Annotated in this window: 13 protein-coding genes and 3 pseudogenes; 9 read left to right on the top strand and 7 right to left on the bottom strand. The window is 69.1% G+C overall.

The window, feature by feature from the left end; genetic code table 11:
• The 3 genes from B072_RS0130040 to B072_RS0130050 form a co-directional block, all read right to left on the bottom strand.
• Positions 1-210 (bottom strand): transposase (locus B072_RS0130040; RefSeq protein WP_026246448.1); only part of this gene is annotated, 210 nt, incomplete at its 3' end.
• A 90-nt stretch (positions 211-300) separates the two neighbouring features.
• Complete coding sequence (locus tag B072_RS44375; RefSeq protein ID WP_234018953.1) at positions 301-693, bottom strand: HypC/HybG/HupF family hydrogenase formation chaperone; 393 nt, start codon at positions 691-693, stop codon at positions 301-303.
• On the bottom strand, positions 690-1022 hold the full coding sequence (locus B072_RS0130050) for a hypothetical protein (RefSeq protein ID WP_026246449.1): 333 nt from the start codon (positions 1020-1022) through the stop codon (positions 690-692). The genes B072_RS44375 and B072_RS0130050 overlap by 4 nt, the downstream gene beginning before the upstream one ends.
• Between B072_RS0130050 and B072_RS47485 the strand changes: the two genes are divergently transcribed.
• The 6 genes and pseudogenes from B072_RS47485 to B072_RS0130085 all read left to right on the top strand — a co-directional run bounded on the left by B072_RS47485 (position 1009) and on the right by B072_RS0130085 (position 5767).
• Entirely contained in the window at positions 1009-2022 is a 1014-nt protein-coding gene (locus B072_RS47485; protein ID WP_086020422.1) for an Acg family FMN-binding oxidoreductase, read from the top strand. The genes B072_RS0130050 and B072_RS47485 overlap by 14 nt on opposite strands.
• 415 nt (positions 2023-2437) lie before the next feature.
• Complete coding sequence (locus tag B072_RS0130065) at positions 2438-2872, top strand: Hsp20/alpha crystallin family protein (protein ID WP_018533667.1); 435 nt, start codon at positions 2438-2440, stop codon at positions 2870-2872.
• A 91-nt stretch (positions 2873-2963) separates the two neighbouring features.
• Positions 2964-3044: a DUF2180 family protein gene (locus B072_RS47860; RefSeq protein WP_106432965.1), complete on the top strand. Its 81-nt coding sequence runs from the start codon at positions 2964-2966 to the stop codon at positions 3042-3044.
• Positions 3045-3418: 374 nt separating this feature from the next.
• Positions 3419-3697: pseudogene (locus tag B072_RS44385) on the top strand (response regulator); the annotation flags it as partial.
• A gap of 265 nt (positions 3698-3962) precedes the next feature.
• Positions 3963-4514: a hypothetical protein gene (locus B072_RS46945; protein ID WP_158689262.1), complete on the top strand. Its 552-nt coding sequence runs from the start codon at positions 3963-3965 to the stop codon at positions 4512-4514.
• 143 nt (positions 4515-4657) lie between these two features.
• Positions 4658-5767 carry a hypothetical protein gene (locus B072_RS0130085; RefSeq protein ID WP_158689263.1) on the top strand — a complete coding sequence of 370 codons (1110 nt, stop codon included), beginning with the start codon at positions 4658-4660 and terminating at the stop codon, positions 5765-5767.
• 507 nt (positions 5768-6274) lie between these two features.
• Here B072_RS0130085 and B072_RS0130090 read toward each other — a convergent pair.
• Entirely contained in the window at positions 6275-6568 is a 294-nt protein-coding gene (locus B072_RS0130090; RefSeq protein WP_018533671.1) for a DUF1330 domain-containing protein, read from the bottom strand.
• Between the two features lie 432 nt (positions 6569-7000).
• Positions 7001-7597, bottom strand: coding sequence for a hypothetical protein (locus B072_RS44395; protein ID WP_234018954.1), 597 nt, complete (start codon positions 7595-7597; stop codon positions 7001-7003).
• Between the two features lie 695 nt (positions 7598-8292).
• On the opposite strand from B072_RS44395, the gene B072_RS45775 reads away from it, so the two are divergent.
• Complete coding sequence (locus B072_RS45775) at positions 8293-9225, top strand: hypothetical protein (RefSeq protein WP_158689264.1); 933 nt, start codon at positions 8293-8295, stop codon at positions 9223-9225.
• Between the two features lie 70 nt (positions 9226-9295).
• Here B072_RS45775 and B072_RS0130105 read toward each other — a convergent pair.
• Positions 9296-9586 (bottom strand): annotated as a pseudogene (locus B072_RS0130105) (short-chain dehydrogenase); the annotation flags it as partial.
• Between the two features lie 33 nt (positions 9587-9619).
• A pseudogene (locus B072_RS0130110) lies at positions 9620-10179 on the bottom strand (ISKra4 family transposase); the annotation flags it as partial.
• On the opposite strand from B072_RS0130110, the gene B072_RS0130115 reads away from it, so the two are divergent.
• Positions 10096-10710, top strand: a complete 615-nt coding sequence (locus B072_RS0130115) for an ATP-binding protein (protein ID WP_018533675.1) — start codon at positions 10096-10098, stop codon at positions 10708-10710. The pseudogene B072_RS0130110 and the gene B072_RS0130115 sit on opposite strands and share 84 nt — an antisense overlap.
• 126 nt (positions 10711-10836) lie before the next feature.
• Positions 10837-11127, top strand: a complete 291-nt coding sequence (locus B072_RS0130120) for a transposase (RefSeq protein WP_018533676.1) — start codon at positions 10837-10839, stop codon at positions 11125-11127.
• Positions 11128-11140 lie beyond the last annotated feature (13 nt).

Here is an 11140-nt window from a genome sequence, read left to right on the forward strand (position 1 = left end):
CGCGTTCTCCGCCTCCAGCGGTTCCGGCGGCTGAGCCGTCTCCGGCGTCCGGCGTCCTCGCGGACGGCTTGCTCCGGCAGCCCTCACCCAGTTCCGCAAGGTCTCCGGATTGATGCCCAGATCGGCGGCGACCGACCTGATCGTCGCCTCCGGCCGCGACTCGTAGAGCGCGACCGCGTCCGCCTTGAACTCCGGCGGGTAGTTCTTCATGACCACGAGATGTCCGTTCTCAGATCCTCAGGATCCAGTGTCTCGTGTGTTCAACATCAGGGGTCAAGGCCCGTGCTTCACCTCCCCCACTCAATGGACAGACGCAGCCGTCAGCCTCCTCTTCCAGCGTCCGGCGGACGCGCTCGGCCCCCCAGTGGCTGGCAGGGCACGGGAGCCGGGCCGTCCGGCCCCCGGCTCCCCGCCGTCCGGGCCCGTCGGCAGCCGCTGGCCGAGTTCGCCCTCGACGGCGTCGGCCGTGCACCGCAGCCCAGCGAGGGTGAGCCGGGCTTCCGGTTCGTCGATGGTGGTAATGGCGAAGCCGACATGGACCATGACGTAGGTCCCCTCATCCCCATCCGTCGAGTACGCCAGGCACACCTCATGGCGGATCCCGCCGAAGTCGACCGTGGCCATGCGCAATCCGGCCTCGTCGTGCGCTTCCAGAACCCGTCCGGGAATACCGACACACATGGTTCCGCTCACCCCTTCCGGTCCGTCTGCGCGAGCCGGGCGGCCGCGACCGCCGCCACCCCGTAGCTGATACCGCCGTCGCCGACCGGGACAGCCCACCCCACGAGGACTCGCAGTCCCTGGGCACAGCAGTCGACGCACGTCGGCCAGGAGCCGACGGTTGACGAAGCAGCCGCCCGCCAGGCACACGGTGCGCGGGGCCCCGACTCCACGGCCCACCCGAAGAGTTCCGCGGTGACCACGGCGAGCGTGTCGTGGACGGCGGTGGCGAGCAGGTGAACCCTCTCCCCGTCCGCCTGCCGGTTCAGCAGGTCGGCGAAGCTGGGCGTGGGGTCGTACACCCCCAGCCCGTCGGCCCGCGCAAAGCGGCGAGCGAGCGGCACGGCACGCAACCGCCCCGCCGCGGCCTACCACCTGGTACGCGCCGCGATCGCGGCGCCCTCGCTGCACAACTCCCAGCCATGGCTGTTCACCGGCGATGCCCCCGGCGTCGATCTGTACGCGGACCCCGCACACCGTGTCCCGCTCGCCGATCCCGCGGGCCGAGAATTGGTCATCGGCTGCGGAGCGGCGCTGTTCAACGTCCGCCTCGCCATGCGGCATCTGGGTTTCGTGCCGGTCGTGCGTTTCCTCCCCACGCCGGGGAATCCCGCGCATCTGGCTCGCGTCGACTGGGGGCCGTACGGGTCACCGGCCGCGAACGAAGAACGGATGCACCGGTCACTGCGCATTCGCCGCACCCACCGTGGGCCCTTCTCATCGACGCGGCTGCCCGAGCCTCTCGTCGACGAACTGCGCGAGCAGACCCGCGCCGAGGGCGCCGACCTGTGCATCCTGGAGCCGGGGCGGCAGCGCAGCCGCATCGCCGCGCTGGTACGCGAGGCGGAGACCTTCCAGCGGTCCGATCCCGCGTGGCGGGCCGAACTCATCCACTGGACACAGGAGTTCACCGGCTCCCGGCTCGACGGCGTTCCGTTGGCGTCGTGCACCTATCACCCCGACTGCGTGACGCTGGCAGGGCGCGACTTCGTCGGTCTGACCACGAGCCTGCCCCAGACACCCGAGGTGTGGCCCGCCCGCACCGGCATCGTCGCGGTGCTCACGACGTGGCGCGACTCGCGTCTGGAGTGGTTGCAGGCCGGGCAGTCTCTGCAACGGATGCTGCTGTACGCGACGGCTCACGGGGTTTCGGCGGCCTTGCACACCCAGCCACTGGAACTCCCCCGCCTGAGAGCGGAGGTGAGCGCAGCCTTGTCGCTTGTTGCTCGGCCAGGCTCCCCAGCTGATCGTCCGCCTCGGCCACGCGACGTGAGGCGTGCCGACACCCCGGCGTCCGGCTGACGAGGTCCTGCAGCCACCGCCGGCGCCGGACGCATCGTGGTAGCGCATGCCGGCGTCGGCGCGTGCCCTGCTCCGTCATTCGTGCGGCGTCACCACGACCAGATACGCGCTGTGGTGGAGCACGGCGTGACCCACCGGAGAGAGTTGCAGTCCGATCCCGCTCTTGCGGCGCCGGGCACCGACGACCGGCAGGTCACTGCCACGCAGATCCTGTGCCGAGCAGCACAAGGCGACCGCCCCAACCGCCGGGTAGGTCATGGCAACGCTCGAGCTCGATAGTTTCACCGTCCCCCCGGCTGAGGCGGCAGAGGAGGGACCACTCGTCCCGCGCTATGGCCGACACGGCTCTGGGCGAACAGCCATCCGGAGCCGACCCTGGAGGTGTCAATCCGCCGAATCGGAAGGGAGGTTCGAGATGACCGGCATGCTGGAATGGAGGCCCCCGATGTTGCCCGATCTCTTCGACTGGATCGAATCGGGACTCGGCGGCTTCCCGACGCATCGGGCCGCTCCCGGACTGCACGGCATCCGGATCGAGGAGCAGCTCACTGACGACGCCTACATCCTGTGCGCCGAACTGCCCGGCCTCGACCCGGAGAAAGACATCGAAATCAGTGCCACCGGCGATGTCCTGACTGTGCGCGCGGAGCGCACCGCAGAGACCGCGCAGAAGCGGCACACGGAATTCCGGTACGGCAGCTACGCCCGGGCTGTGCGCCTCCCCTCGGGAACTCGCTGGGAGGACGCAAAAGCCGACTACAAGGACGGCCTCCTCACGGTGACCGTCCCGCTGGCCCGCACCGAGAAGTCCGAGGCTCTGACGATTCCGGTGCGGCGCGAGCCGTCCTGACCGTCCCGAAGCAAGGCACGACCGGCGGGGCGCGCCACTCTCGGAGCGCCCCGCTCCCTGAGCCCGAGAACTTTCACGGAGGAGGGACACCATGAACTGCTACGACTGCGTGACGGAGGAGAAGGTGGTGTCCGCGGTGGCGGTGTGCCGGCGGTGCGGTGTGGGCGTATGACTGGATCACGTGCACGTCGGGCACGGAGCGGTCCAGCGGGTGATCCGGACGGGGCTCAGCGAGGGCCATGCCCTCGTACGCAGCGTGACGCGCGGCGTGTGCCACCATGCCGAGGCGCCCGAGCAGGAGGGGACCGAAGGGCCTGGGCCCAGGCCTGGGCCGGGTGACGTGTGGCTGGGCCACGCTGGGCTCAGAACATCTCCCCGACAAACGATGCTGCGCTCCCCCGTCGCCTTCCTGTCGGCCTGCAGACCTGCGCGGACTGCGCCATGTGTACCTCGCCCCCTCGGTCGAGCCGGGCCGACCGCACGAGCATCGAACCGAACGGCACCCGTCGGGAGCACCATGGGCGCGGCTGTCCCCGGAGGATCGATATGCCCGACACAACAACGGACTTCAGCCCCGACCACCCGATCAAGGTCTTCCTCCTCGACGACCACGAGGTCGTTCGCAGGGGCCTGGTCGACCTCCTGACCTCAGAACCTGACATTCAGGTGGTCGGCGAAAGCGCCGCCGGGGAGCAGGCACTGGTCCGTGCCCCGGCCCTCCGGCCCGACGTCGCCGTGCTCGACATCCGCCTTGCCGACATGGACGGGATCAGCGTCTGCCGCGAACTGCGGTCCAGGCTGCCAGAGACGGCCCGCCTCATGCTGCACCGCGCGTGGCGGCGGCGCGCTTCTTGGATCCTGGAGTTTGATCTCGAACAGAGCGAAGGATCTCGTGAGGTCGATGGGTCTCGCGTCCTTCTCGACTCGGCCTGACGGTCCACAAGTTCGGCGTCGGCCGATGCTCCCGCAGCTCATGGACGCCAAGCAGACCGGGCTGGGCAGGAAGCCGGGCGCGGGCGACAGGACATGACCCGCCCCCTTGCCCCAAGCGTCACCTCTTGTCCAGTGCCCGGCGGAAGGGAAGCGGGTCGTGCAGCGCCTGCTCGATACGCCACGACCGCCGACAGTGCACCAGGTGACCGGCTGGCTCGCCCGACACACCACGGCCCTGAACCCGGGGGACCAAACCGGCCTCAAGGAGGTCCTGGCCCACTGCCCCGAACTGGACAAGGCCACAGGACACGTCCGCGACATCGGCGAGATCCTCACCGACCGCCTTGGCTCCGCACTCCCCAACTGGATCGACGCAGTCGACGCCAGCCAGCTACCGGGCCTCACCGGCTTCCCACTCCGCCTGCTCCGAGACCTCGACGCCCTGACAGCGGGGCTCACTCTCGACTGGAGCGCCGGCAGCATCGAGGGCGCCGTCAACCGCATCAAGAAGATCAAACGACAGCTCTACCGCCGCGCCGGATTCGAACTACTCCGCAAGATGATCCCTCACCCTCAGGGCAGAACGCGTAACCACAGCTCACGCGCCGCGGCCTCCCCGCCTGAACCGGTCACCCGACCTCTCAACAAACCAGCGGCACCCCGGACCAGCCACCTCCGCCTACGCCCCCTCCCAGCGTCAGGTCGGTAAGCGGAGGTGGCTGGTCCGGGGTGAGGTGCAACATCGGCGGGCTGTCAGTGCATCGATAGGGGTGAGACGCACAGGGCGTGCGGGGTGGAGGAGTTCGTGCCCGGCGCGCTGTGCTGCCGCACAGACCAGAGGAGTTGCCTTCGATGTCACGCTTCACCCGGCGCGGGACCCGGTTGGCCGTTGTGTTCGCCGTCGGGGTCACGGCACTGGCCGTCGGGGCCGTGCCCGCGCTCGCTGCTCCAGGGCCTTGGCATCCCGTAGCCCCGGATCTCACCGATGCCATCCTGCACGAGGTGTCCGCTGAGGGCGCCGGCGGTCCGTGGGCGGCCGGATTCACCGTGAAACCCAGGGGATTTGGGCCCCTGGCCCTGCATTGGAACGGCACCATGTGGGTCCGCACGGCCCAGCCGATGGAGGACGGCCGGCTCGACGGAATCACCGCCGCGCCCGGCGGGCAGGCGTGGGCGGTCGGCTCCGATGCCGCGGACCACCAGATCGTCCAGCACTGGGACAACTCGGCGTGGCGGATCGTGGACGGCGCGGTGCCGGACGGCCTCACCGGCAATCTCGTCACGGTGGATGTCTCGCCTCGCGGGACGGTCTGGGTCGGCGGTGGGCTCGTCGACGAGTCCACCGGCGAGTGGGGACAGCTCATCAGGACCCGTGACACAGACGGCACCTGGCGCACCGTCACGCTTCCCCCCGCTGCCGACGTCGGCAACATCGTGCGGCTCGTGGTCTTGTCGGACCGCGATGTGTACGCGCTCGGGTTCACCGGACTGGCCCACTACGACGGCGTCACCTGGCGTCGTGAGGCGCTCCCGGCCCAGTACGCCGACAGGAGCGTGCATCTGTACGACCTGGCCCGGCATGGCAAGCGGCTGTGGGCCGTCGGGCATGTCCAGGACGACGCACTCTGGCGCCGCCCGGTCGTCCTCCGCTCGGACGCGGGCGGCCCGTGGACAGATGTCGCGACCCCTCAGGAGACCGGCGAGCTCAACGGCATCGCCTTCGGCCGTAACGACGTCCCGCTGTTCGTCGGCGAGACCGCCAATCAGAACCAGGACATCAACCGGAACTACGTGCTGACGGTGGACTCCCATGGCCGTCTCGTCCACGACGCGCAGCCCGCGGGCGGCGGCAACCTGTACAGCGCGGACACGGACTCCCGGGGCCGGATCTGGACGGTCGGCGTCGCGGGCGATCCGGACAACACCTACGTGTCCGTGCCGTACGCCGCCTACAAAGACTGACCGCATCCGGACCCCGGCCCATGGACGTGGGCGTCACCGGGTACCCGGATGGTCTCTCCCACGGAACCGCCATCCAGCACAAGCCGGCGGCCGGAGGCGAGGCATGAGCAGGCACGGACTGCCGCCGAGGATGGCGAAGGTGGCCGGGTCGGCGTCGACGAGGGAATTCATCGAATTTCGCCTTGCCGGCGTGCCCCGCGGTTCCGGGCGTTGATGGGATACAGAAGGCCCCCGCTGGTTCTTGGGCCAGCGGGGGCCTTGGCGTACTGCGCGGTTGAAAAGCAGTCGGTGACCTGACACTGCGGTCGCCCTCCACCCGGTGGTTTACGCACAACTGCCGCATCTCGTAAGAAGCGTTGCGGCCAGGGCTAGACCGCTGACAGACGACCAAGACCGAAGACAGCCGCCCACGACCAGCACGAGCACCCACGAACCCCGCCACACCAGCTGCCGCACCGGCGAGAACCAAGAGGGGAGATCTTCAGTGAAGATCCGACTGGACCTCGGTCAGTCGATGCCTTCGACAATGCGGAAGTCGCGCTCGACGCCGTCGGAGAGGGCGACCAGCGCCTCCTGGTAGGCCGCACTCTCGCGCGCCGCGACAGCCTGCTCGAAGCTGTCGAACTCGATCAGGACGGTGCGCTCGGCGATTCCGGCGTCATGCGCCACGACCCGACCGCCACGGACGCGGACCCGACCGCCCCCAGCCTTGACAGCCGGTCCGGCCAGCTTGTTATAAGCAGCCAGCTTCTCAGGGTCTGAAATCGTGCGGTAGACGCTGACCCAGTAGCCCTTGGGCATCAAACCTCCAGTGATGGGATGCGTGCATCCGACGTACAGAATGCTCCCACCGACTGCAACTGCGGCTGACAGTGCGCCGGTTCGACACCTCACCTCAGGGTGGGCCTCCCACAGCCCCCAAGAGCAACACGAACGCCCTCCTCAACGGAACATCGGATCCCGCACTGAACCAACTCAAAGACACGCGACCAGCGCGGGACACACCCACCGCGCGAACCAGCAGGGCATCCAGGGGGTCGAGTGCCTGGTGGCGCGACAGCCTGTCTGGCGATGGCCACGCGTCGAATCCGGTACCGACCGTCGATGACCCGTCTCACCGAACCCTGACCGATCCCGGTGAACTTCAACCGCTCGCCGCTGACAGGCCGACTGCGCTCCGGGCACAGACGGCTGGCCAACCGGGCACAGGTCCGGGCCCGGACGACCGGTCAGTCAAGGGCGCCCGGGGGCAGCACCGAACAGGGGGTCGAGCGGATCGCCGTCGTACCCGACGACAAGGCAGGCCGAGGCGACCGGTCCCCGGGAAAGCTCCACGAGCCGGGCCAGGACTGCCGCCTCGGACGGCAGTCCGGCCGGATCGAGACCGAGCATCCGGGCCGCACTGTCGCGTCGCCGGTCGAGGTCGGGCACGTCCTTTCGGTACGCGTCGGCGACCGCCCGGAGCTCCTCGACCGTCCGTCTGCGAGCATCCCGCCACCACGGCGCCACCAGGCACAACTGCAGCAATTCCGGCAGTCCGAGCGCGAGCGGTCCGGCCTCGCCGTCCAGGCTGACGTACACCACTGGGCGTTCCTCGCCGCCCTCGCCGACGAAGCAGAACGCATCGCCTGAGCCCGCCCGCGCGAACTGCTCCAGCCGGGCCCCGGAAGCAAGCCGTACCCCGTCCTCCAACAGATGGTCGGCCGGGTTCGCCGCATCGAGGTCCGCGACCCCGGCCAAGAAGGCGACAACCTCCGCGTCGGTACCCAGCAGAGGCAGCAACTCGCCGGGGCGGGCGGGTACACCGGCCGCTGCATTCGATTCGCTCACCCGGTAACGGTAACCAGACCTCCCACACGCCTGCGACAACGCCGACGGCATCCAAGAGCTCTCACGGATCGCGAAGGCGCACCCGCAGATGTCGAAAGCCGGGGCCGACACCGGCCACCGCACCACAGCCCTCGACCACGGCGCCCGCCCCGGCATCGACGTCGGAGGCGTCCACCGCGACCTTGGGGCGAAGGACCTCAGGGTCCTCCCCCGGCGCCGGACCGTCGAGCGGACCTCCGGTCGGCTCATGCACCATCGCCGCCCGGCTCGCGACGACGCAACCCGCCTGCACCGATCCGCAGCCATCATGTCGGTATGGGGGTGGTGCTCCGGGGAGTGGCTTGATCCACAGTCGTGCCTCCCGCAGTTGGGTGTAGCTCTCTTCCGGGGACGGCCCCGATGGTTTGAGCTGGGAGATCGTGGTTGTGGGTGATGGCGGCGTGGTCGGGTCTCTACCGTGGTGTGGGTGGAGGAGGCGACGCTGATGAGGTCGTTGATCGGGGAGTTGGAGGCGCGGGAGGCGGCGGCCCGGGCCCGGGTGCGGTCGCCGCCGTCCTCGACGAGTGACGGAACCGCCGGGGCCGCACCGTGCCGGGGGCCGAGCCGGGCGGGCCGCCCACCGGCTAGCATCGCCGAGTTCGTGCCACCCACCGGCCCGGGCATCTCGGCGCGGCGTACAGGGGAGCTGACACGGCATGAGAACGAAGAGCGCAGCGGCGTGGGCGGTAGCGGTGCTGATGCTCGGCGCAGCCGTCGGCGGCTGCGCCGAGCAATCGGACAAGGGACCGTCCGGCAGCAGCGCGAAGCACACGAAGTCTCACCGCGAACCCGAGGACAAGCCTGATTCACGGGTCGTCGAGGACGACGACGACCACACCGTCCTCGAACTGTCCGACGGCCGGCAGGTGTCCCTCCGCTTCACTCGCCGCGGCCTGGAGGCACAGCATCGCGACGCCTCTGACGACGCCTGGTCCACCCGGAAGACGGTCTATGAGACCGGCACCAAACCGTGCGGCGGCATCAGGGCAAAGGCGTACCAGGACACCGTGTGGCTCGCGGCCGGCTTCGGCGCGTACTGCAGGGACGGCGAAGAACCGCAAGAAGTGATCGCGGCCGTCGCCACCGGGGACCTCTCCTCCTGGACCACCGACCCGACCAACAACACCATCGTCTGGCCGAAGGCCCGCATCCGCGACGGTGGCGCCCGAGTGGACTTCGTCGATCCCGGCATGCTGAGAACCACCACGCTGACCTGGCGCAAAGGCTCCGGATTCGCCGGGGTGGCCACGAATTACAAGCCCATCCACCCCTGGTTCGTGGGCCGGTGGCGAGCCACGGACGGCAGCCAGCAGCTGACCTTCCACCAGGTCGAGCCGGGCAGATGGGCACAAGTGGTCATCGAGTCCCGCACCGGCCCGCGATGCAAGGGCAGCGCCGTTGTCTCCGGCATCGACCAGCACGACCTGTCCATGAGCAACTTCAAGCTCGATCAGGGCACCAGGACCGTCAACTGCCCGCCGAAGGAGACCGAGTACTCCTTCGACGTGAAGTCCTCGGACGGCCCGCTGCGCCTACGCAAGATCGGCAACCACCCGAAGACCGTCCTTACCTATGAGCGGGCGGGCTGACGTACGACTGCGCATGAGGGGCGGCGGGCGAGTCGGACGGACGCCGGAAGAGCCCCGCGGGCGATGCCCCTCACCGGTATCCGGTTGCGTCCGCCGGCTTGCCGGCGTCGTCGACCTCGACCAGGTAGCGCCAGCAGTCGGGGCGTGAGCCGTCCAGGTCGGTGAAGCCGTACTCCTGGGCGAGTTGGCTGTTGGACAGCGACTGGCCGTTGCGGCGTGCGATGTCGCTGTCGCCGGCCAGCGCCGCGACCGCGCGTCCGACGTATGCCGGGCTCTCCGAGAAGCAGAAGTGCGGGACGTCGGCCAGCGCGTCGCGCCAGTTGTCCTCGGTGACGCCGAAGTTGTCGAGCATCATCTCCGAAGGGTGTAGCACTCCCCGGGGGACGCCTGCGGTTCAGACCGTGAGGTCGTAGTCGTGCTGGTCAGAGGTGGAATAGAGCCGTTCGTGCTCGCGGGCGAGATGGAAGGCGAAGTAGGCGTCGAGGTCACCGTTGTCTTCACCGCCCGGAGTTTGAGGACGGCCTCGGCGCCGCACAGCCCCCACCTTGCCCCGGTGATCTCCAGACGGTCGCCGATGAGATGCCTGCATGCGCCCTCGATCGGGCCGGTGGCGATCGGCCAGCCCTCGGCCAATGCGGTGTCGTAGCACAGTTGGTCAAGGTGGCCGGCCAGGTAGCGGACGCAGGTGTCTGCGGCTTCGCGTTTCGCTCCGCGCAGGCCGGCCGGCTCCGCCTGCGCGGTGATCTCCGCGGCGGCGCGGCCGGCCCGGCCGTGGAGGATCGTGGTCAGATGCCCGGCGACCCAGGCTTCGGCTGCCGGGGTGCCGGGCCGGTGGAAGCTGTGCGCGGTAGCCCAGACGTACTCGCTGACGTGCACGATGTCGAGCAGGATCTGCACAGTGATCCCGCGCCGGTCGGCTTCGGCGCGGATCAGGTCGAGTTGGTGGCCGCCTCCTCGAAGCTCCCCGCCGCCCAGATCCGCGACCTCGGAGCCCTGCGCTGGCTCCACGCGGGCGAGTCCGTCATCCCGTTCGGCCCGGTCGGGGTCGGCAAGACGCATATCGCCCAGGCACTGGGCCACCTCGCCGTCCGCCAGGGCGCCCACGTCCGCTTCGCCAAGACCAGCCGCATCCTCGCCGAACTCGCCGGCGGCCACGCGGACCGCACCTGGGAGAAACGGATCCGCGAACTGGTACGGCCCGACGTGCTCATCCTCGACGACTTCGCCATGCGCCAGCTCACCGCGGCCCACGCCGACGACCTCTACGAACTCGTCTCCGAGCGGCAGGGACGGTCCCTGATCATCACCAGCAACCGGGCACCCAGCGACTGGTATCCCCTCTTCCCCAACCCCGTCGTCGCCGAGTCACTCCTCGACCGACTCATCAACACCAGTCACCAAGTCATCATGAACGGCCCCAGCTACCGACCGAACAAACGCCCCAAGAACCCCACCGACAAGCCCGCCAAACCACCGGTCAAGTAGCCGCCATCGCCGCCCGGGGCTGGGGAATTACGTGAACTCAGCCCCGGGGAAATATGCGAATGGGGTTTGCCCGCGTTTGTGGACGTCTCTTGAGGATCAGATCGTGGGATCTGACATGGAGGTGTCGTGGTGGGTACGTCCCGGTATTCGGAAGAGTTCAAGCAGGACGCGATCAAGCTGGTCGCCTCCACCGGCCGGTCGATCAACTCGGTGGCCAAGGAGCTCGGCGTCAACACCGAGCCCCTGCGGAAGTGGGTCCGTGCGGCCGAGACCGCCACTGGCGGGGCCGGTGAGCCGATGAACCCGGCGGAGCGCGAAGAGCTGAAGCGGCTGCGCAAGCAGGTACGTGAACTGGAGCTGGAGAAGGAGATTCTCAAGAAGGCGGCCCAGTATTTTGCGAAGGAGATGAGTCGATGACCAGCCGCTGGCG

Source organism: Streptomyces sp. HmicA12 (assembly GCF_000373565.1).
In the GTDB taxonomy this organism is placed as follows: domain Bacteria; phylum Actinomycetota; class Actinomycetes; order Streptomycetales; family Streptomycetaceae; genus Streptomyces.